This window comes from Maridesulfovibrio sp., from assembly GCF_963678865.1.
GTDB lineage: Bacteria > Desulfobacterota > Desulfovibrionia > Desulfovibrionales > Desulfovibrionaceae > Maridesulfovibrio.
In genome coordinates this window covers 4,000,072-4,020,716 of sequence record NZ_OY787459.1, presented here as the reverse complement: position 1 = coordinate 4,020,716, position 20,645 = coordinate 4,000,072, and the positions used below count along the sequence as shown (strand labels likewise).

The 20,645-nt window shown below is 48.4% G+C and carries 21 protein-coding genes and 1 tRNA gene; 5 read left to right on the top strand and 17 right to left on the bottom strand.

Features of this window, described 5'->3' with window-relative positions:
• Window positions 1-42 precede the first annotated feature (42 nt).
• From ACKU41_RS18320 to ACKU41_RS18295, 6 genes are read right to left on the bottom strand one after another with little or no spacing between them, the layout of a single operon-like run.
• Window positions 43-411, bottom strand: coding sequence for a response regulator (locus ACKU41_RS18320; RefSeq protein WP_027720211.1), 369 nt, complete (start codon window positions 409-411; stop codon window positions 43-45).
• On the bottom strand, window positions 404-1,102 hold the full coding sequence (locus tag ACKU41_RS18315; RefSeq protein ID WP_319778932.1) for a chemotaxis protein CheW: 699 nt from the start codon (window positions 1,100-1,102) through the stop codon (window positions 404-406). The genes ACKU41_RS18320 and ACKU41_RS18315 overlap by 8 nt, the downstream gene beginning before the upstream one ends.
• Window positions 1,089-1,910, bottom strand: a complete 822-nt coding sequence (locus ACKU41_RS18310) for a ParA family protein (protein WP_321402863.1) — start codon at window positions 1,908-1,910, stop codon at window positions 1,089-1,091. Before ACKU41_RS18310 ends, ACKU41_RS18315 begins: the two co-directional genes overlap by 14 nt.
• A gap of 39 nt (window positions 1,911-1,949) precedes the next feature.
• Entirely contained in the window at window positions 1,950-2,828 is an 879-nt protein-coding gene (locus ACKU41_RS18305; protein ID WP_319778930.1) for a protein-glutamate O-methyltransferase CheR, read from the bottom strand.
• Window positions 2,829-4,757, bottom strand: coding sequence for a HEAT repeat domain-containing protein (locus tag ACKU41_RS18300; protein ID WP_319778929.1), 1,929 nt, complete (start codon window positions 4,755-4,757; stop codon window positions 2,829-2,831).
• Between the two features lie 60 nt (window positions 4,758-4,817).
• Window positions 4,818-5,867 carry a chemotaxis response regulator protein-glutamate methylesterase gene (locus ACKU41_RS18295; RefSeq protein WP_319778928.1) on the bottom strand — a complete coding sequence of 350 codons (1,050 nt, stop codon included), beginning with the start codon at window positions 5,865-5,867 and terminating at the stop codon, window positions 4,818-4,820.
• Between the two features lie 362 nt (window positions 5,868-6,229).
• On the opposite strand from ACKU41_RS18295, the gene ACKU41_RS18290 reads away from it, so the two are divergent.
• The 3 genes from ACKU41_RS18290 (at window position 6,230) to ACKU41_RS18280 (ending at window position 6,992) form a co-directional block, all read left to right on the top strand.
• Window positions 6,230-6,306 (top strand) — tRNA-Pro (locus tag ACKU41_RS18290).
• A gap of 96 nt (window positions 6,307-6,402) precedes the next feature.
• On the top strand, window positions 6,403-6,657 hold the full coding sequence (locus ACKU41_RS18285) for a type II toxin-antitoxin system HicA family toxin (protein WP_319778927.1): 255 nt from the start codon (window positions 6,403-6,405) through the stop codon (window positions 6,655-6,657).
• Entirely contained in the window at window positions 6,654-6,992 is a 339-nt protein-coding gene (locus ACKU41_RS18280) for a type II toxin-antitoxin system HicB family antitoxin (RefSeq protein ID WP_321402859.1), read from the top strand. The genes ACKU41_RS18285 and ACKU41_RS18280 overlap by 4 nt, the downstream gene beginning before the upstream one ends.
• A gap of 727 nt (window positions 6,993-7,719) precedes the next feature.
• Here the strand turns inward: ACKU41_RS18280 and ACKU41_RS18275 are convergent.
• The 10 genes from ACKU41_RS18275 to ACKU41_RS18230 form a co-directional block, all read right to left on the bottom strand.
• Window positions 7,720-8,832, bottom strand: coding sequence for an AI-2E family transporter (locus tag ACKU41_RS18275; RefSeq protein ID WP_321402857.1), 1,113 nt, complete (start codon window positions 8,830-8,832; stop codon window positions 7,720-7,722).
• A 117-nt stretch (window positions 8,833-8,949) separates the two neighbouring features.
• Complete coding sequence (locus ACKU41_RS18270; RefSeq protein ID WP_321402855.1) at window positions 8,950-10,038, bottom strand: FUSC family protein; 1,089 nt, start codon at window positions 10,036-10,038, stop codon at window positions 8,950-8,952.
• On the bottom strand, window positions 10,028-11,131 hold the full coding sequence (locus ACKU41_RS18265) for an FUSC family membrane protein (protein ID WP_321402854.1): 1,104 nt from the start codon (window positions 11,129-11,131) through the stop codon (window positions 10,028-10,030). The genes ACKU41_RS18270 and ACKU41_RS18265 overlap by 11 nt, the downstream gene beginning before the upstream one ends.
• Before the next feature lie 194 nt (window positions 11,132-11,325).
• Complete coding sequence (locus ACKU41_RS18260) at window positions 11,326-11,847, bottom strand: type 1 glutamine amidotransferase domain-containing protein (protein ID WP_321402851.1); 522 nt, start codon at window positions 11,845-11,847, stop codon at window positions 11,326-11,328.
• Window positions 11,848-11,948: 101 nt separating this feature from the next.
• On the bottom strand, window positions 11,949-12,305 hold the full coding sequence (locus ACKU41_RS18255) for a cupin domain-containing protein (protein WP_321402850.1): 357 nt from the start codon (window positions 12,303-12,305) through the stop codon (window positions 11,949-11,951).
• Window positions 12,302-12,481: a DUF2798 domain-containing protein gene (locus ACKU41_RS18250; protein ID WP_407944436.1), complete on the bottom strand. Its 180-nt coding sequence runs from the start codon at window positions 12,479-12,481 to the stop codon at window positions 12,302-12,304. The genes ACKU41_RS18255 and ACKU41_RS18250 overlap by 4 nt, the downstream gene beginning before the upstream one ends.
• A 99-nt stretch (window positions 12,482-12,580) precedes the next feature.
• Window positions 12,581-13,174, bottom strand: coding sequence for a TetR/AcrR family transcriptional regulator (locus ACKU41_RS18245; RefSeq protein ID WP_321402848.1), 594 nt, complete (start codon window positions 13,172-13,174; stop codon window positions 12,581-12,583).
• Between the two features lie 191 nt (window positions 13,175-13,365).
• Window positions 13,366-14,130 (bottom strand): amino acid ABC transporter ATP-binding protein, encoded by a 765-nt coding sequence (locus ACKU41_RS18240; RefSeq protein WP_319778919.1) that lies wholly within the window; start codon window positions 14,128-14,130, stop codon window positions 13,366-13,368.
• Window positions 14,131-15,126, bottom strand: coding sequence for an ABC transporter permease subunit (locus ACKU41_RS18235; RefSeq protein WP_319778918.1), 996 nt, complete (start codon window positions 15,124-15,126; stop codon window positions 14,131-14,133). It abuts the gene before it with no gap.
• 42 nt (window positions 15,127-15,168) lie between these two features.
• Complete coding sequence (locus tag ACKU41_RS18230; protein ID WP_319778916.1) at window positions 15,169-15,960, bottom strand: amino acid ABC transporter substrate-binding protein; 792 nt, start codon at window positions 15,958-15,960, stop codon at window positions 15,169-15,171.
• Window positions 15,961-16,430: 470 nt separating this feature from the next.
• On the opposite strand from ACKU41_RS18230, the gene ACKU41_RS18225 reads away from it, so the two are divergent.
• Both ACKU41_RS18225 and ACKU41_RS18220 read left to right on the top strand, forming a co-directional pair.
• Window positions 16,431-16,853: an Hsp20/alpha crystallin family protein gene (locus tag ACKU41_RS18225; RefSeq protein ID WP_319778915.1), complete on the top strand. Its 423-nt coding sequence runs from the start codon at window positions 16,431-16,433 to the stop codon at window positions 16,851-16,853.
• 20 nt (window positions 16,854-16,873) lie between these two features.
• Entirely contained in the window at window positions 16,874-19,369 is a 2,496-nt protein-coding gene (locus tag ACKU41_RS18220) for an AAA family ATPase (RefSeq protein ID WP_321402844.1), read from the top strand.
• 60 nt (window positions 19,370-19,429) lie between these two features.
• Here ACKU41_RS18220 and ACKU41_RS18215 read toward each other — a convergent pair whose 3' ends face one another.
• Entirely contained in the window at window positions 19,430-20,536 is a 1,107-nt protein-coding gene (locus ACKU41_RS18215; protein WP_321402843.1) for an acyltransferase family protein, read from the bottom strand.
• Window positions 20,537-20,645 lie beyond the last annotated feature (109 nt).

Genomic DNA, 20,645 nt, shown 5'->3' with positions numbered 1-20,645 from the left:
GTTAAATCAAGCAGCAGTCCGTGGGACCGAACCGTCAGCACATTATCCGAGAAGCATTTTAATATTTTTGACCATCTTTTCAGGCTGGGCCGGTTTAACCATGTATAGGTTTGCACCAAGGCTCAAGCCGGTCTGAATATCTTTTTCCTGACCTTCAGTTGAGAGCACAATTATCGGAATATCTTTGTATGCATCCTGCTCACGAACTGTTTTGATGTAAGTAAAACCATCCATTCTCGGCATATTTACATCAGAGATAATTAGATCAACTTTCTCCAGGCTGTAAAGCTTTTCAAGGCCGTCCAACCCATCTTCAGCTGTAGTAACCTTGAATCCTTCTTTCTTCATAATGAAGGCGACGAGGTTCCTTACAGTCTTAGAATCGTCCACTATCAGAATATGTTTAGGCATTTCCCTCTCCTTCACTCTTTAAAATTTGTTCCACCAGCCGATCCACAGAAAGAATATTGACCAGTTTTTCACCGTTTTTATACAGACCAAGCAGGAAATCCGCGCTAACACCAACCTCTGATTCCACCCCCCAGACAAGATCCTTTTTATCTGCGCGATACATTGTCCGCACTGCGCTGATAGCTAATCCTATCTGTAATCCTTTATGCCTGCAGATGACCACAAATTTATCCTGAATGCCCTTTCCGTCATGCAACAGGTGGCGCAAGTCAAGCACGGGAGTAACACGTCCCCTGAGATTTATAATTCCCTGCATGAAACGTGGAGCAGCAGGCAACAGGGTCACCGGAATCTTCCTGACAACCTCTTGTATAACCATAATCGGCAATCCGTATTCACGATCCCCGACTACAAAGCTTACCAGTTGAACTTCATCCTCTTCCTTGAGTTTTTCCTCAAAGTCGGCTGAACTTCCTTCTCCTCCATAATCATCAACCGGCCCGGAAGCAAAACCGGGCATCGCGGCATCACCCCGGGGGTCAACCCGTTGCAGATTGTCAAACGCAACCTGCCCGCCGATGCCCATATATTTGTCCATAAAGGCTTTTTCAGCATCAGTGTAACCGCCGTGCTGCTTTTCCTCACTGGGCATATTCACGTTTTCAACAAAATATTCTTCAGGCGTCTTCATTTCTGACTATCTCTCTTGCCAACTGCATATATTCAAGAGCGCCCCGCGTTTTGGGATCAACATCAAAAATGATCTTTCCGCTGGCGCAAGCCTCTCTGAACTTGGTATCCATATGGACAACCGTACTGAAAACCCTATCCCCAAGTTTTCTCCTGATCAGATTCAAAATCTTCCTGCAGGCCCCGGCCCTGCCGTCATACATGGTAGGCAAAGCCATGAACTTGACCGGACTGGGCAGAACCTTGTTCAAAATCTTGATCGTATCAAAGAGCAACCGGATACCGTAAAGAGCCAAAAAATCAGTCTGAATGGGAATGAGAACCGTATCCGCAGCCACAATGGCGTTAACCAGCAGCACCCCCACATGGGGCGGACAATCAATTAATATAAAATCATAATACTCTTTGATCTCATCCAACGAATTGGAGAGGACCATTCCCTTATTCTTCCTGTCTTTAAGATCAACCTCCAGCTCGGAAAGCCGTATGCTGGCCGGGACAAAATCAAAACCCACCCAATCGCGTTTTTTGACTATCTTTCCCCAGAGACTCTTGAAATCCGCATTATCAAAAAACAGATCATGAGCCGAAGTAGTAACGGTTTCAGGAAAATACGACATATGAACCGAGGCATTGGCATGGGGGTCCAGATCAATGACCAGCACTTTTTTTGAAAGTCTGGTCAGAGCCTCCCCTAGAGTCAATGCCGTGGTCGTTTTGCCGACTCCTCCTTTCTGGTTGGCGATAGCATAAACTTTCGCCAACGAAGCAGTCCCGTTCAACTGCTTTCCATCAATGTTATTTTCCATAACAGCCTGCTGTTTATATGGTTTAACCGCAGACTGCTGTTATTCCAGTTTCTGATAAATAATCGCACCCGGATGGTGAACCGGTTTGAATGCTCTGGTGATGTTATGCAGAGATTCTGAATGTCCGATTATCAGGTAACCGCCGGGAACAAGGTTATCGTAATAAGCGTTGATAACCTTCTTCTTCATGGCTTCGTCAAAATAAATGATTACGTTCCTGCAGAAAACAATCTCGGAACGCTCCACCCGCTTGACCTGCATACGATCACTCAGGTTGATCTGCCCAAAACTGACCAATTGCTTGATGGCAGGCTTTACCTTGTACTGCTTACCGTCCTTGTCAAAATACTTGGCTATCTTTTCCTTAGGGGTCGTCCGCAGAGAATATTCGCTGTAAACCGCACGCCGTGCTGATTTGAGCACCCTTTCAGAAAGGTCGTTGGCAGTAATTTTAACATCCCAACTGCTAAGTTCAGGACCAAGCACGTCATGAATAATCATGGACAGGGTGTACGGTTCCTCCCCGGTTGAACAACCGGCGGACCAGATGCGCAGACGCTTGCGCCTTTTCTTACGCAGCTCGTCCAGAACAGCAGGAAGCACCTTGGTCTGGAAAACTTTCAGCTGAGGCGGGTTGCGGTAAAAGCTGGTTTCGTTGGTAGTAATAACCTCGAATAGCTTATTAAGTTCCGCTTTTTTGCCCGAGTCATACTGAAGGTAGTAATAATATTCGCCAAAACTCTTGAGGTTAAGTTCCTTCAAACGGTTGGCCAGACGGTTTTCAAGCAGATACTTACGGTTGCCCGCAATAAAAATACCCGCCTGTTCATAAATGAAATCCCTGAGCTGGGTGAACTCCAGATCGGAGATTTTCAGCTCTTTCCGCAGCGATATTGTCTTTGAAAACAGAGAAGACATCTAGTCTCCTTCTCCTTGCTCTTCCTGAATTCTCAAAATGGCCTCTTCGGCGGCCTGAATGACCTCGGGATCGGAATCGGAATTGGACGCTTCCAGAAGAGCCTGAAACGCCATAGTTCCGCCAATGGCGCCTAAAACTTCAATTACCTTAAGGACCACAAGCTTATGCGGAGAGTCCAGCATTGTTATAAGTTGGGGCAGTGCACTTTCTTCACGATGTTCACCGAGAGCCTCCGCAGCACGGATCTGCACCCAATCGTCATCATCCTGCAGAGCTTGAATAATGTAGGGAATAGCTTCTTCAGTGTAGCAACTTCCCAAAAGTTCAATCACGGTCAAACGCACATCACGGTTTTCATCATGCAGTCTGGAAAAAATAAGCGACATGCTTTCCGGATCAGCAGAACAATCATGAAGTGCTTCAAGGGCTATCTTCCTGATGTCAGGAACTTCATCCTCGAGGGCCATCCTGATATGTTCAAGGTTGCCGTGCGCATCGATTCTGCCCATGGCGAATACGGCCATCAGGCGGTCAATGGGTTCTTCGCTCTTGAAAAGTTCCACAAAGCGCTCATTCACACCCTCACCGCCGATTGCGACACAGGCGTTAAGAGCAGCTTCTTTCACATCGTCATAAGAATGGGAAAGAAGCGCGAAGATAGAATCCACCGCGTCTGCATCTTTGAGCTTGCCGCCCAGGAAATTAATAGCAGACTTGAGCATGGACCCGTCCTGCTCGGTTTCAAGGACATTTTCGAAAAATTCCTTGGCCTCGTCCCCTGCAGTACCGACCAGAGCCTCAAGTATACCACGCTTGATGTCACGGTCTCCATTTCCAAATGCATCCATCAGGACACCGGAGACTTCCGAGCCTTCCAATCTGGACAGAATCTCGATTACAATTGCCGCTTTCTTGAATTCACCGCTGTTCAGCGCAGCAACCATAGCCTCATTCAAACCTATATTGGAAAGGTCATTAACAATTTCTGCCAGACGGTCACGGTCACGGTCAGGATCAAGTTCACTGGCAAGACGGAGAACTTCCTGTGTGGCTTTTTCTCCGCCCACGTAACTCAGACCGGCAATAGCCGCATCCTGCACCTCTTCATCTTCATCTTTGAGAGCAACCAGCATATACTCCCGAAGCTTTTCCCGCTCACCGGAGGACAGCAGCTTGAGAGACTTGCCTCCGAGAATGCTCACAATTGCTTTTACAATCTTATTGCGCAAAGCTGTGGGGCTTTTATCCAAATGCCGCAGCAGCATGGTTACAGCCTTGATGTTCCCAACCTCTCCAAGAGCATCCACAATCATGGAAGCAACAAGGTCAGAGCTGGTATTCAAAGCCTTAACAAGGGCATCGACCGAGCTGGAGTGCTTAATCTTAGCCAAAGCTTCAATAACAGCATACTGCACCCATTCGTCGTCCTGCATTGCCTTGTTCAGACAACGGGCAGCAGCAGGATTGGCAAGATCGCCAAGACTTACCGCAGCCTGATAGCGGACATTGACTTCCGGGTCCTTCAGCAGGGCATCACAAAGAGGTTCCACAGCCATAAAGCTGTTTGTGGACCCAAGAATATCTGTTGCGAAAATTCTTATATCAGGATCATCATCGTGAACCAGAGCTACAAGCGAGGAAAAATCCTGAGCCCCTACTTCACGCAGAATATCCATGGAAAGGTTCCTTACAGGAGCGTCATCCGAGCGCAGTAAAGGAACCACAACCTGAACCGCACCCTTGCCACCGATCCTGCGCAGGGCATGGTCGGCTGCTTCCTGCAATCCCAGATGGCTGGACTTCAGGAGCTCCGCCAGCTGAGGTACGGCATCCGCGCACTTCAGCTCTCCGGCTTGAAATGCGGCCTCACGGACAACTTCATTGTCATCGCTTTTAAGTTCTTCAAGAACCTTAGAACAATCCGTCATTGCAAGTTCCCCATTTTGTTTAAATCCGCAAGACATCTTACGGTTGCGTCATAAAAAAAATTACAAGTAAAGATTATTGATTATTGCATTGGCCATATCATCAATATCTACAATTTCATCTGCTAGGCCGTCATCTACGATGGCTTTAGGCATACCGTACACAACACAGGAAGAATCACTCTGCGCAATGGCCCTTCCGCCTTTACTTTTAAGTTCCCTGATTCCGTCACGGCCATCATTGCCCATCCCGGTCAGGATTACTCCCAGAGCCCTGCGCCCTACGGCCTTGGCGACCGAAGAAACAAGTACGTTAGCAGAAGGCTTATATAAAGCTTCTTTAGGCTCAGGGGTGACAATCAGGTCAATTCTGCTCACTTTCTGATCAATTATCAGATGGGAACCGCCGGGAGCAACAAAAGCATGGCCGGGCAGGAGCCTGTCCCCGGTTTCTGCTTCTTTGACCTTGATCTGACTTACTCCGTTCAAGCGATTGGCAAAAGGACCGGTAAAAGCTTTAGGCATATGCTGGGCAATGACAATCCCCGCCGGAAAATCGCTTGGCAGAGAAGAAAGAATCTTCTGTACGGCCGGCGGCCCTCCGGTTGATACGCCGATAACTACTACATCACGCTTGGCACGCCCGCGCCGAACCTGAACCGGAGCGGCAGGTCTGCGAGCGGCTGCAGAGGTACGCATCCGGGGAACCGGACGCATTTTGCGTCTGGCAACTGATTTCACTTTGGAGATGAGATCACGTTCAATTTTAACAATGTCGAGAGAGACTTTGGATAGCTGTTTCGGAATAAAATCTACCGCACCAAGATCCATAGCCTTAAGAGTAGCCTCTGCGCCTTCCGTAGTCAGGGAGCTGACCATCAGTACCGGACGGGGCATCTCCATCATAATATGCCGCAGAGCGGTCAGACCGTCCATCTTGGGCATTTCAATATCAAGGGTAACAACGTCCGGATTATGTTTCCGGATAACCCTTAAACCTTCTTCGCCGTCACGCGCAGTGGCAACAACCCGGATTCCCGGATCCTTTTGCAGCATGGTGCTGATCGCCTTACGCATGAAAGCGGAATCATCTACAACTACGACATTTATCACTAACCCGATCTCCTTTCTCTACGGATAGGTCCGCCCGAAGCCTTAACTATTTGTATACAAAAGCGATTTGCATTTTTACTTCTAGAAACAACGGAAGCCGCTCATAACAAATGACCCACAACCGTAGATAAAACTTGGCACATATGAGTATATTTGTCCAACAAACTCCCCGAATTTCACAAAAAAATCATACGATTCAAGATTTCAGGAAAATTTTTCTACTCACACATTTAACACTTTAAAACATTGAAAGTTTATGTGCAAGAATATAAAATTTATGAACGTTGATTTGGAAATTATTTTTTTTCTTAATTTTTTCCTTGCCAAGCGCGCGAGTATCCGATAGATACCCAATCTCACGACGGGATGTGGCTCAGTCTGGTAGAGCGCTGCGTTCGGGACGCAGAGACCGGAGGTTCAAATCCTCTCATCCCGACCAGATAATTCAAGGGTTTACGAAGGCAACTTCGTAAACCCTTTTATTTTTGGTAATCCAAACTCTTGACATGATACCATAAGATAATATCATATTCTTATGAACAACAAGCAACGCAAGACACTTGAAGACATTTTCCGAAACCCCGTCAGTTCAACTATTGCCTGGGCAGATATCGAAGCGTTGCTTATGGCAGTCGGTGCCATCAAATCGGAGGGACGAGGATCACGGGTTCGGTTTAAGTTGGGCGGGACAAAAGCCATTTTCCACAGACCGCATCCAGTGCCTACGACAGATAAGGGTGCGGTAAAATCTGTACGACGTTTCCTTGAAGAAGCAGGAGTAAAGCCATGAATACCATCAAATACAAAGGCTATCTTGGAAAATTTGACTATGACCCTGACGCAGATATTTTTCACGGCGAGGTCATAAACATCAAGGATGTGGTAACTTTTCAAGGCCGAAGCATTGATGAACTAAAGTCAGCCTTGGCTGAGTCTGTTGAAGATTATCTGGATTTCTGCTCTGAAGAAGGGGAGGAACCAGCAAAACCGTATTCCGGCAAATTGCATCTGCGCATAAAGCCGGAACTTCACAGGGAAGCTGCGGCAGCCGCAGCCATATCCGGCAAGAGCCTGAACTCTTGGATAACCGATGCCTTGACCGACAGAGTAAAAGATGCTCGGTAGCGGGCAGGAAAATCGGCAATAACTATATTCGACTATTGCCGACGCAATGGGCCATACAGCCCCATCAACCACTATGAGAGTATACCAGCACGTACTTCAGCGCGCGAAACGGGATGCGGTGGAATCTTTGCCGTCTTTGACTGGGGATAGCGAAAAATAAATATATGTCCGACCTACCTACACTAAAATGGTTCTTTATCTTCACCGCAATGTTTTGTTAAGTCCCACTCTAGGCATTGGAGGACTCATGTCACGAAGACCAAGCAAGATTAAAATGTGGAAAGAAAGCACCCTTAATGCTCTCCCGCTTTCGTATGATTGGTGGGCAACAATCATTGTTGACAGGACAGTCAACCTAAACACTTTCGTAGAGCCTCTCATGTTTATTCTTAAGGCCACAGCCCTTTGGTTTCTGTTTAGGATTTTCGATCTTGTGTACTCATATCCGATTGATTGGGTAAAATTTTGGATCAAAAACAACTTTTAACTTGCATTAAATCAAGCCCAAAAAGACAAGCACAAACTTAAGCACGAGGGGCTAAAACCGACTTGTTTTAAGCACAAAACAACACCATAACATGCTGAATTAATAAATCAGCATTCACGTTCGGGACGCAGAGACCGGAGGTTCAAATCCTCTCATCCCGACCAGATAATTCAAGCCCCTTACGAATATTCGTAAGGGGCTTTTATTTTTGCCTACTTATAGGCCACCCTTTTCGTGGGTCTACACCGAAGCCATAGCTTCACTCTGCCCCATCACCCACTGCCGGTAGAGGGCCAGAGCCATACAGGTCAGCGGCAGGGCCATGACCAGCCCGAGGAAGCCGAGCAGATTGCCCCAGATGGAAAGGGAAAGCAGGATCATCCACGGGGAGAGCCCCATGCTTTCACCCTGAAGACGCGGAACCAACACGGCATCCTGCAGCACCTGAACCACGGCGAAGACAGCCCCTACTCCGCCAAGGGCAAGCCAAAAATTCCCACCTGTAGCCAGCGCATCTATTGCCGCCAGCAGGAAGGCAGGAATCAACCCTGCTATTTGCAGATACGGGACCATATTCAGCAGTCCGATAAGCATGCCCAGCAGGATCGCCAGCGGCAGCTTGATGATCAGGAATCCTACGGAAAACAAACAGCCGATAATCAAAGCGATTAAAGCCTGCGTGCGAAAATATCGGTTGGTAACATTGGTAAAATCATCCACAAAGGAAGCCACCCGCCCCCGATATCTGGCTGGAAGCTGTTCGCGCCATTTCCCGAGCTTGTCGTAATCACTGAGCAAAAAGACGAGGTAAAGGATAATCACAAATATCCCGGCCAGAGCACCGAGGGTGTGGGCCGAACCGCTGACCAGATTCCATATGCCGGGCAGGGCCTTCTGGGCCGAGACCTTAAGCATGGAGGTCAGACCGGATTCACTAAGGAAGGACCGCACATCCTCCTGTTTCGCGAGATCAAGTATGGTCTGCCAGATATCTTCCGGTACATATTCAGCGGCCCGCTGGGCCACTGCGGAGTCATTGACCAGACGAGCCAGCAGCATCCCGGTATGCTTCAACTCCGCACCGACCATGCGCACAGCACCCCAGAAAAAATACGTCGCCGGAATAAACAAGGCCAGCAGGGTTGCCAAAACAGCCGCTGTGCGGTTTTTTATAAATCTGCAGGTAAAATTCACCAGAGGATTAAGCAGGTAAGCCAGAGTCAAAGCTACGGCAAAAGGAGCCAGCACGTTGCTCAACTTCTGCAAAAGCAGCACAGTTACCCAAATAAATCCCGCAGTAAATAAAATGCGTACTACACGGTCAAAGGTGTACGGGGTTTTGTCGTCCAGCATATTCAGCTCCTGTGTCTTCGGCGATCCTGCCGGAGGTCTCTCCGAGGTCCAAAGAAACTTTTATTATGGCTTCATCGATTATTACGCAAAATCTACATTCAAATCAAAAAAGGACCACTATTCCCGCCCGTACCGGAGGTCGTGCATTCTTTTCCCGGCCCGGTGAATTTCATTACCCAATGCATGGATATTCCAGATAAATGCGGAGATATTGTTGCGCCGTTCCAGAGGCACATCTTCAAATTCGCCCCTTATGCGCGCATCCCCTACGGCCTCCATGAACTTGTCGATAGCCTTCTCAAAATCAGGCTCTTCGGGACAATCTTCCGGGGTCAGGGAATAACACTCCAGCCATGCATAATAATCCGCTGCAGCTATAAGGATATTGGTCATCCCTACGGCTATTGAGGGCAACGGACCTCCGTACCCCCTGCGGATAATAGTAGACATGGTCATCAGCAGGCTGTGCATACGGGTGAAAGTACGGATCAAGCGGGTCAATTCGTTCCTTTGCCAGCCCTGCAGTCCCGGTTCCGCCGCTGCTTCGCGGAATGATTCGGCACAAGTGTCGAGCATGTTGGAGGCTTCAATACGGCTCTGCACAATATCGCTCTCGCTGACCCCGCCATGCAGATATGATTCGGCAAGTTTTTTAAAATGGGCGGACTGCAATTCCACAAGCTCTGCCATTTTCGCACGCAGGTTTTTGCGGGCCATATTGGGCCAGACACCGAAGGAAGCGGCAATACCGATAACGATTCCCAGCGCGGTATCAACAATCCGCTCCACCCCGAACTGCCAGCCGTCAGTGAAGATAACTCCCAGCAGCAGAATTACCCCGAGACTCAGACAGCCGGAAAAAAAGGTATAGCTGAAAACCCGCACAATGATCATCAGAAAGAAGGATAAGACTATCAGCCCCATCAGCAATGGGGTTGAAGGATCAAGAAATAGAATCCCCACTCCTAAGGCCGCTCCTATCGCCGTACCCCAGAATCTTCTCCAGCCCAGCCTGAGCGTACCGCCCACGGACGGACGCATGACCACAATTACGCTCACCGGCAACCAGACCGCATGCTGCAATTCCAGAAAACGGGCCGCAATAATGGCAAACGTAATCGCTGATGCAGCTTTGACGGCATGACGGAAGGAAACAGACTCCCACCGGAATTCTTTTTTGAGAATGGCCAAGGAATCAGCGAACACTGCAGGCTCCTCCTTTGCAACAGAGTTTGCTCATCTCCGCAAACTCCATGCTGAGGTTACGCAGACCATAAATAGCTCCCCAGGCCTCGAGGAACTCATCCCGCAATCCATCATCGCGCTTGTAGGCCCCCAGACGCAGCAATTCGCTTTCCAGATCGGCGATCCCTTCATCCAGTGCCTGCAGGTCCACTTGCCCCTTCCCGGTGGAAAGTCCTGCCGCAAGCACATCAAAAGCCACGGAACTTCGTCCCGTAAGATCGCTGAACTTGAAACGCATATCCTTGAATACCGCACTGTGTTCCGCAAACTGGCGGCTGTTAGCCAGCCCGACAACGGCCTCCATCATACGTACGAGAAGTGCATACAAAGCCGATGGTCCCTCATAACTTCCCAATTCCTTGACCGGATCAACGTTTATGGCCTCCATGAATCTGCGATAACGGCGAACAGATTCCACAGAGCGCTCATGAATCTCCACGATGTTTTGCAAGTCTTCATCACTGCCCGTAGATGATGCTACCGCACGGAAATAATCACCGATATCAGTCAAAGCCACGGCACCGGCACGGTTAAGGACTTTTTCCGGCTTCATGGGCCAGAGATAGAAAATGAAAAGATATGAAGCCGTCGCCCCGAAAAGAACCGCCCCTGAACGCTCCAGTCCAACTATAAGCGTATCCGGCGAGGTTAAGGCCAGTAAATTTATAATCAGCGTCCCGATGGCGGCAGTGGCAAACGACACCCCCAACACAGGAACAAAAAAAACGGCAAAGGCCAGCAGAAATAAATACATCTCCAGCCCGACCGAATAATTTCCGATCACAGTTGAAAACGGAACAAGTACCATCACAACCAACGTCAGCCAGCGCGTAACAGCCTTACGCTTCGCAAGGGTACTACCTGCACGGAAAACAACCACCACCATGGAACCATAAGCCGACCATTGCAGGAACTTGGTACTCATTCCTACAAGGTAAGCCAGCAGCAGTGCTACCAGACAGGCGCAGATAGACTTGGCAGCGTATTTGCTCATGAACAGGCCCGGATCAATCGGCCTTATAAATATTCTGTAGAATTCTGAAACTAAACGCATATGTCTCCGGCGGGCCTACCGACGGTCTCTCCGAGGGCTTAACCCCTTTTTGTAAAAAGGGGTTAAGAATCCCAAAAACTTTTAACATGGCTTCGCCAGAGGTAAACATAAACCGCCGATGTAATTAAAACGGATAAATTCTTTACATTATGCTTCGCATATAGCGCGGTAAGAGTATATAATAAATAAAAAAACTATTTGGATGCAAGTTTGATTATTTCGCGGCAAAATGCGGGAAGATCATCAGGTTTGCGGGAAGAAACCTGATTGCGGTCCACTACAACTTCTTCGTCTACCCATATGGCACCTGCGTTTTCAAGATCATCCTTGATTCCGGGTGTGGAGGTGCATTTGTATCCCTTCATAATCTTGGCGGAAATGGGAATCCAACCTCCGTGGCAGATGTGGGCCACGACTTTTCCGGCCTCGTGGATTTGTCTTGTAAGTTCCAGCACCTTTGGATCACGACGCAGCTTGTCCGGGGCAAATCCTCCGGCTATGACCAGCAGATCAAAATCATCCGCGTTCATATCTTCAATTGCCGCTGTAGAGCTGAAGGGATAACCGTTTTTGCCAGTATAAACCTCGCCGTATTCAGGACCGGCGACAACAACTTCCGCACCTTCCTCAATCAGACGGTAGTAAGGATAGAGAAGTTCCATATCTTCAAAAACATTGTCGATAAACATCAAAACACGCTGGCCGCTAAGTTTCATGGGTTGCTCCTTATGATTCAGGTTCATTCAAACTGCCGAGTATCAAATAGCATAAAACCGGATAAAAAGGGCATATTCAACATGTCAGTTCAATCTGCATATTAAAATTCACTGCCCCTGTTCAAACTTATCCCCAAAACCTTGGCGTGAGCTTCAGAAGTATTCCAGACACCATGAAGTTTATTTCCGGGAACAAGTAGAGACTCATAGGGTGACAACCTGATTGTGTCCTCATCTATTTTAACCTCCACACACCCGGCAAGAACTACAAAAAGGTGATCGTGTTCATGGGTATGATGCGGATTAGGACCGCCTCCGCCGGGAGCAATATCGGCAACAGAACAATCAGCAATCTGATCATCAATGCGCCCGGCCAGCCGCAGTGCTGAAAACAATACATGTCCGGGAGGAGTTATGTATTCTGAAGCAGCTTTGATATCTTTTAAAGTGTCTGTCATACTTGTTCCCCTTTGACACCGATACGTGCCAACCTTCGCGAAATCAGAAAAATCCGTTTACCAAAAAAAAGACTGAGAACCAATGCCAGGGGCCAGGCAAACAAAAAACTGCGCCCCCAGCTCAAAAGCCACTTCTGCGATATGCCAAAATTGATCAGGGATAAGCACCCCGACATCATCAGGGCCATAAACCCGGCCATGAGGACACAATTAATAAGATTAACTTTCCGCTCGTCTGACATATAGAACTCATTTTGGTTAAAGGGTGATAGGTTTTACACTTTAGACATGCACCCATGAAGAAAAATATCCACGGAATACCGGGCATGTTTATCAAGCTCTTCCTCAGTAACAGAATCACAAAGCCCCAGAAGCAGAGGAGTTCGCACATGATGCAGCATGGCAACAAACAGTGAGGCGGCATGGTCAGCATCTGCAATACCGGAAATACGTTCCCTCAAAAAAGTACTCAGCATAGCTCCGGACTTCTTGGGACCATTGGCATAAAAGATTGCCCCCAGCTCTGTATTTTCCCTTGCTTCACTCACCAGCAGGCGCATGGTCCCCAGATATTCGGGGGAGATGTGGAATCGCATAAAATGCATAGCAAAACCATACAATTCTTCCGCCAGAGCACCCTGTCCGAAGTTATAATTCTTCGGGGCTTTTTGTGCATATGATTCCAGCACAGCTTTGAACAACTCAAGCTTCGAAGGAAAATATCGATAAACTGTCTGCTTGGTTACGTTAGCAGCTTTGGCTACATCGTCCATGCTGGTAACGGAAAACCCCTTTTGCGAAAACAGCTCCCAGGCAACCAGCGATATCAACTCGCGCTTGCGCCGGTAATTTACATATGCCTTACTCATAATTTTCCTCCTGCCACTGGGGTACAAACAAAAAATCATACTGTCAAGTATGATTTTTCAATACTACGAATGAATAGACCTAAAAAAACCCCATAATATCATATAAATATTATGGGGCTCAATCTTACAGCCGCTCTGGGGGAATGCCCTTATAGGGGCACGCCTTCAGGTCAAACAACTACAAACAACTTTTACAGCAGTTTATCCATAAACTCCTTGATACGCGGATGCTGAGTCTCGGCGGAAAAAAATTCTGACGGAGTTCCCTTGGCAATAAAATCTCCGGTCTCCATGAAGATTACGGTATCGGCAACCTCACGGGCGAATCCCATATTGTGGGTTACGATAACCATAGTCATACCGTCATCTGCCAGTGAACGAATTGTATCAAAGACCTCGCCGACCAGTTCCGGGTCCAGAGCGGAAGTAGGCTCATCAAAAAGCATCATCTTGGGCTTCATGGCCAGCGCACGGGCGATTGCCACACGCTGCTTCTGACCGCCGGAAAGGGTTACCGGATAGACGGTAGCACGGTCGGACAGACCAACCTTATCCAGCATCTGCAAAGCGATTTCACGGGCTTCATCCTTGGACTTGCCAAGTACAGTCACCTGACCCTCCATAACGTTCTGCAGAACTGTCATGTGCGGAAAAAGGTTGAACTGCTGAAAAACCATGCCGATTTCGGAGCGCAGGGCGCAAAGATTCTTCTGGGAATCAAGCACCGGATTGCCGTCTTTATAAACATAACCGCAGGGCTTGCCTTCGAAATGGATTTCCCCGGAGTCGATGGTCTCAAGGAAATTCATGGTCCGCAGCAGGGTGGATTTCCCGGACCCGCTGGGACCAACAATGACCACTTTTTCACCCCGGCTGATCTTGAGGTCAATGTGATTGACCGCAGTCAGTTTGCCGAAGCATTTGACGACTTTCTTAAGTTCTAAAATTATATCCATTTAACGTCTCTCGTATACCCCGACCTTGTATTCGATCTTCTCGAAAAGGAAGGTGAATACAGAGGTAAAAATAAGATAAATAACAGCAGCCATTACCAGCACGGTAACATTGAAATATGCGTTGAACATCTGGTCCGCAGCGCGCATAAGCTCAACCATGGCAATGGTGGAAACCAGCGCGGTGTCTTTGATCAAAGCAATGAACTCATTGGCCATGGGCGGGATAATCCGCTTGTATGTCTGAGGAATGATAACCCGGCGCATGGTCTGGCCGTAGGTCATGCCCAATGCTTTTGCCGCTTCGGTCTGACCGTCGTCAATGGATTCGATACCGGCTCTGATAATCTCGGCAAGATATGCGGAATAGTTGATTCCCAGACCGATAAGTGCCGCAGCCAACGGAGAAAGGGTGATGCCGATTGCCGGCAACCCGTAGTAGATAAAAAAGAGCTGCAGCAGAAGAGGTGTGCCGCGGAAAAACCAGATAATGAACCAGCTCAAAGCTGTGAACGGCTGCATGCGGCTGATCTTGCCAAGGGCGATAAAAAGTCCGCCGATGGGTGAAACGATCATGGTGAAAAAAACCAGCACGAGCGTCATGCTCGCGCCCTTGAGCAGGTTCGGCATAAACCGCTTGCAGTCTTCAAGGGTCTTCTGCCACTCAGGCTTGGTCTCACGGTCAAGGGAGGTCAGGAAATTCTGTGCTTCCACGTTGTCCGGATAAACGGCAACAACCTGTTCTGCGTATGAACGGGCCTTGCCCGGATTTTTCATGGAATAGCTGATACGTGCAAGCTGCATGCGGGAATAGACAAACTGACCGTCGTCACCCTCTGCTCCGGGAGCGGGGATCTGCTCAAAAAAATTCACGGCTTCACCGATCTGTCCTACGGCCAAAGCATTACGGGCCTGCTTGAGCAATGAGTCAGCATCCACACTGGCTGTAGAAAAAGCCGGAAAAATCAGAAGTGCAAACAGCAGAAAGAGCGAGGCCAAGGCCCCGCTCTTTCCGAGTTTATTATTTATACTAATCATTTCTTACCATTTAGCGGGGTTGGTGACATCTTCACCGAACCATTTGCGGGAGATTTTACCCATGGTGCCGTCAGCAATCATAGCGTCAATGGTCTTCTGCACAGCTTCACGCAGGGAATCTTCACCCTGACGGAAAGCAATACCGAAAGCTTCGCTGGTAATGTAACCGGGAAGCGCAACATATTTACCGGGACGCTGAGCCATGGAGTAACGGCCTGCGATGTTATCTACAACAACTCCGTCAAGACGACCGGATTCAAGGTCGAGCAGAGCTTTAACGTTGGTGTCGTACTCACGGATTTCTTTGGGTGCTGGCTTGAGGGACTTTGCGGCCTCAAGTGCTGGAGAACCTTTCTGCACGCCGACAACTTTACCGCCGAGGTCTTTGTGAGCCTTGATGGCTTTGTTGCCCATGGTGATAACGGCAATCTGGCCGTCCATAATGTAAGGCTTGGAAAAAGAAACAGCTTTTTCACGCTCAGGGGTGATGGTCATGCCGTTCCAGATACAGTCAAATTTATTGGCGTTCAGGGAGTGAACGACACCGGACCAAGCGGTGGGCTGCCACACGATTTTAATACCGAGGCGTTTGCCTACTTCTTCAGCGGCATCCACGTCGAAACCAACCAGGGTTCCGTCATCCTGACGAAAGCCCATGGGAGCAAAAGTGTCATCAAGACCGATGGTGAGTTTACCTGCTTTCTGCACTCGCTCAAAGGAACCGTCACCTGCCATTGCGGTAGTTGCAAATGCCAGCATCATTGCAACCATGAGAATTACTAATACCCTTTTCATGCGTCACTCCTAAAAAAAGAAAATGTAATTTTTCGCCCCTGTATCATTTTAAAAGCATGTTGCGGAAAACACTTCCAACCTGTCTTTTTAAAATTAGAAGCGATGAATCGAATAGCCCATGCAGCGGGAACATGCAAGACTGTATATCCTCAAAAACTGAACTTCTTAACCCTTTTTTGTCAAAATTGTGAGGATCATGACGTTATCTTACCGTTTTAACCGCCGCATATTCCGATTATTTCAAATACAATCCATATCAAACCCGAGGACGATCCGGAACATGCCGTAACTGTGGCATAATAATCCAAGAACACGGTACTTATCCCAACATACGAAAATTTCGCCACTTTCCAAGCAAGACCGCAGATAAAACTTTTCAGGCAGTCTGAAAAGCGGTTGCTAATCATTTTCTCCATGTGTTAGTCTAAAATTAACTGATATTCCCACCTGTTCTAACAAGGAGACTGCACATGCCAAACCTTATGTCGTGGGGAAGCCGGGAACTGGAAAAATTAAAGACAGATATGGACAAGCTATTCAACAGCCTCTGTCATGATTACGGCATCCCATCTGTATGTGGAATAATAGACTGCACCCCGCAGACAAGCATGCAAGAGGCAGGAGACTCACTGGAAGTGAGCACCACCATGCCCGGATTTCAGGCTGAAGATCTTGAAGTAAAAGTTACCGAGACCTCCATGACCATTGCCGGAAAAAAGAACGTCACTTTTGGAGGGGGGCGACAGACCAGTCATTTCAAAAAAACTCTGCCCCTGCCCTGCCGCGTGGACCCTGACAATGTAACTGCCACTTTTAAAGACGGAGTACTGAAAATAGTGCTCCACAAATGTATCATCAAGCCTCAAAAAGTTATTTCCATAACCTCAGAATAGACTTCAGACCGGAGACCGCCATGACCAGCATCCTGAAAGACCGAGAACTGCCGCTTGATAAACTGAGATGGACCCTTGCCCCGGAAGACCTGCCTTTTGAGACCACGGCAGACCTCACTCCTGAAAACGAAATTCTCGGCCAGTGCCGGGGAGTGGAAGCTTTCCGCTTCGGAATGGGAATGGGCCTCAAGGGGTACAATATTTTCGTGACGGGCCCAGCCAACACCGGCAAGCAGGCCACAGTCAAAAAAATGCTCACAGAGCTCTCAAAATCCGATAACAGCCCGGATGACCTGCTTTATGTGAACAATTTCAAATCCACTGAATCCCCAATACTAATCCGCATGCCTGCCGGAGAGGGCGCTGTCTTCAAGAAGCAGGTTCATGATTTTCTTGAAGGCATCAAACGTGAGGTGCCACAGCTTTTTGAAAGTCAGGAATACATAGCCCGCAAAAATGAAATCATTGAAATGCACGAAAAGCAAACCCGTGAATTCTTTCAAGGAATAGAAGACAAAGTTAAGGATTCCGGGCTGGTTATCGTCAACATGCAGATGGGCCAATATCAACGCCCGGACGTAGTTCCGCTTGTAGACGGAGAACCCATCCGCATGATTCAGCTGGAAGAAAAGGTCGACAAGGGCCGCTTCCCCCGTGAGGAATTTGAAAGGCTGAAAGAACGGCAGAAAGAGTTAAAGGAAGAAATCGACAGCATCCTTACACAGGTCCGCAAACTCCAGAAGGAAGTAAAGAAGAAAAGCGAAGACGTGGACAAGCTCATGTTCGTGACTCTGGCACAGGATTTAATCGCACCCATACGGGAAAAATACACCGACCCCAAAATACTCAAGTTTTTTGATGAAATGCTCGAAGAGATGAGCAATGACCTCGATTCCCTGCGTATGATCGGCAGAAAGCCGCAGGCAGCAGAAGGCGGATTCCTGTTCATGCCTCCACAGGCTGAAACAATCATGCATCCTTATCAAGTCAATCTGCTGGTGGATAACACTGAACAGAACAGTCCGCCGGTAATCTTCGAGGCCTACCCTACTTACCGCAACCTGTTCGGCTCCATTGAACGGGTTATGGACAGGCACGGCGGCTGGCGCACGGATTTCACCAAGATCAAAGCCGGTTCTTTCATCAAGGCCAACGGCGGTTATCTGGTCATCAACCTGATGGACGCCATTGTTGAGCCGGGAGTCTGGCAGACCCTGAAACGATCTCTCAAAACTGAAAAAATCGAAATTCAGACTTTCGACCCCTACTACTTCATATCCTCGACAGGCTTAAAGCCGGAACCCATCGATATGGAGGTAAAGGTTGTTGTACTTGGTGAACCGTACCTTTACCAGCTGCTGCGCCATTACGACCCTGATGTACCAAAGATTTTCAAAGTCCGTGCTGATTTTGAGACTTCCATGGACCGTGATGCAGACGCCATAAATTCCGTTTCCAACTTTATCAGCCGTATGGTTGAAAAGGACAGGCTGATGCCTTTTGACCGGACCGGAGTTGCCGCCATAATCGAACAGGCAGTGCGTATGTCCGGACGGCAGGAAAAGATCACCACCGCCTTCCCGCTGCTGGCCGACCTGCTGGGAGAAGCCAGCTACTATGCGTCACGCAACGGCTCCACCGCAGTGCAATCAAAGCACGTGGACCAAGCGCTTGACGCCCACCGTAAACGTTCAAACCAGACCGAAGAGCGCTTGCAGGAAATGATCGACCGCGGCAGCCTCTACGTTGATACTGACGGTGCTGTTACCGGTCAGGTCAACGGACTGGCAGTCTATTCCTTGGGCGACTACTCCTTCGGCAAGCCCTCGCGCATCACTGCCGTAACAGCCATGGGCAAGGGCGGGATCATCAACATTGAACGTGAAGCTGATATGTCCGGTCCGACCCATAACAAAGGGATATTCATCCTTTCCGGTTTCCTGCGCCGCCAGTTCGCGCAGGAAAAACCGCTCTCCCTGACCGCCAGTATCGCCTTTGAACAGTCTTACGGCGGAATCGACGGAGACTCAGCTTCATCCACCGAACTATACGCTCTGCTCTCCTCCCTTGCCGAAGTCCCAATCCGGCAGGATATTGCCGTGACCGGATCGGTTAACCAGAAAGGAGAAGTTCAGCCCATCGGCGGGGTCAACCAGAAGGTGGAAGGCTTCTACCTCTGCTGTAAGCATGCCGGACTGACCGGTAATCAGGGCGTCATGATCCCCGAGCCAAACGTCAAGGACCTCATGCTACGCAAGGAGATTGTGGAAGCGGTCCGTGAAGGCCAGTTCCATATCTGGTCTGTGGAAAACATTGAGCAGGGAATCGAAATACTGACCGGGCATTCCGCCGGAGAAAAGGATGAAGAAGGAAAGTATCCTGAGGAGTCCATCTACGGCAAGGTAGACGCACGACTTATCGAATTAGCCGAAGGTCTCAAGAACTTCGGCAGCACAGATGATGAACCGGAAGAAAAGAAAAAAGAAAGCGGTGCAAGTTGTGGCTGCGGTAAGTAAATTCCAAATCAACAATTAAAAATTGAGCCGCAATATTTTAAAATATTGCGGCTCAATTTTTTACAGAATCCTCGCGATAACCTTCACTTTCTTCAAAGCCACAGTCAGCACCCAGCAACTGAGCACCGAACAGATCAGCAGGATCGGGGCTTTGATAAACGGGGAGGCCTTGAAGTTCAGCAAGTAGTAAGCCCCATAGTATACTGCGAGAGAATGAAATAAATAAATGCCGTAAGAACTGGCCGAGAAGGACTTCCAGAACCCGCCGGAGTTGTTTATGGCCCTCCTGAACAGAGCAACTCCGGTCATGAGCGTACTGTAAGCAAAGACGTTAAAGGCCAAGGCATTACCAAGCTGGATAGGAAATTCATTCCCTCTGGGAGCCATCATTCCTTTGAAAGTCAGGTATACTACTGCGGACACAAGGCAGACAACCAGCCATGGAAACAACTTTGGAGTATAGCCCTGTCGGGTAAACCAGTTGCGTTTCCAAGCCAAAATGCCCAGCCAGAAATAGAGCAGATAAACACCCAGCCTGAGCGGCTGAAAAACAATCAGGTAATAACGACTGATCCATGTATCAACAGGGAAAAACTGATTCATCCCCAGGAATATCCCGGCAGTTGCAGTGATGAACAGTATCGGCAACAACGGTGATGGCATACGGCTCATACGCGGCGGGCTTTGCAGCCGGGGTGAAATCCGGTAAAAACCGCTGAGTATAAGGTAAAACAAAGTCAAAATTCCAAGAAACCAGAAAACAGACTGACTGAACATGGAAGTCCAGAACTGTCCGGCCCAGAACTCCATGTATCCCGGAGCCTTGCCTCTCGAAAGCAAAATCATATACATGGCCGGAGGCGAAAGAAACAGAACTCCGATCACCCATGGAATAACTATCCGCCGTAATTTACCGGCCCAGAATCTGTGCATGCCGTGCTTCTGAAGAGACGGAAGGGCAAAATATCCGGCCAGAAAAAACATTATAGCCATGATGGGTACATCGATAAGCATTACAACGTAAGTGAAAAACATACTCTGTGCCGGATCGATAACAAACCACCATGACGGTGCATATTTCATATAACAAAGCGAAACGTGCATTACAACGACTAGAAAAATCACCAGCGCACGCAAGTTATCCAGAAAATACATACGTTGATTCATAACAGTAACACCTTTCATTAATCACTTGAGTAATAATTTGCTTCATACTCTCACTGGGAGATCAGGTCAAACGGTATCAGCGCAGGTGAACTTCTCTCTGATTTCTGTT

Coding starts and splice junctions, on each gene's coding strand:
- ACKU41_RS18320 (WP_027720211.1), bottom strand. CDS start 411: ATGCCTAAACATATTCTGATAGTGGACGATTCTAAGACTGTAAGGAAC.
- ACKU41_RS18315 (WP_319778932.1), bottom strand. CDS start 1,102: ATGAAGACGCCTGAAGAATATTTTGTTGAAAACGTGAATATGCCCAGT.
- ACKU41_RS18310 (WP_321402863.1), bottom strand. CDS start 1,910: ATGGAAAATAACATTGATGGAAAGCAGTTGAACGGGACTGCTTCGTTG.
- ACKU41_RS18305 (WP_319778930.1), bottom strand. CDS start 2,828: ATGTCTTCTCTGTTTTCAAAGACAATATCGCTGCGGAAAGAGCTGAAA.
- ACKU41_RS18300 (WP_319778929.1), bottom strand. CDS start 4,757: ATGACGGATTGTTCTAAGGTTCTTGAAGAACTTAAAAGCGATGACAAT.
- ACKU41_RS18285 (WP_319778927.1), top strand. CDS start 6,403: ATGAACAACAAGCAACGCAAGACACTTGAAGACATTTTCCGAAACCCC.
- ACKU41_RS18280 (WP_321402859.1), top strand. CDS start 6,654: ATGAATACCATCAAATACAAAGGCTATCTTGGAAAATTTGACTATGAC.
- ACKU41_RS18275 (WP_321402857.1), bottom strand. CDS start 8,832: ATGCTGGACGACAAAACCCCGTACACCTTTGACCGTGTAGTACGCATT.
- ACKU41_RS18265 (WP_321402854.1), bottom strand. CDS start 11,131: ATGCGTTTAGTTTCAGAATTCTACAGAATATTTATAAGGCCGATTGAT.
- ACKU41_RS18260 (WP_321402851.1), bottom strand. CDS start 11,847: ATGAAACTTAGCGGCCAGCGTGTTTTGATGTTTATCGACAATGTTTTT.
- ACKU41_RS18255 (WP_321402850.1), bottom strand. CDS start 12,305: ATGACAGACACTTTAAAAGATATCAAAGCTGCTTCAGAATACATAACT.
- ACKU41_RS18250 (WP_407944436.1), bottom strand. CDS start 12,481: ATGTCGGGGTGCTTATCCCTGATCAATTTTGGCATATCGCAGAAGTGG.
- ACKU41_RS18245 (WP_321402848.1), bottom strand. CDS start 13,174: ATGAGTAAGGCATATGTAAATTACCGGCGCAAGCGCGAGTTGATATCG.
- ACKU41_RS18240 (WP_319778919.1), bottom strand. CDS start 14,130: ATGGATATAATTTTAGAACTTAAGAAAGTCGTCAAATGCTTCGGCAAA.
- ACKU41_RS18230 (WP_319778916.1), bottom strand. CDS start 15,960: ATGAAAAGGGTATTAGTAATTCTCATGGTTGCAATGATGCTGGCATTT.
- ACKU41_RS18225 (WP_319778915.1), top strand. CDS start 16,431: ATGCCAAACCTTATGTCGTGGGGAAGCCGGGAACTGGAAAAATTAAAG.
- ACKU41_RS18220 (WP_321402844.1), top strand. CDS start 16,874: ATGACCAGCATCCTGAAAGACCGAGAACTGCCGCTTGATAAACTGAGA.
- ACKU41_RS18215 (WP_321402843.1), bottom strand. CDS start 20,536: ATGAATCAACGTATGTATTTTCTGGATAACTTGCGTGCGCTGGTGATT.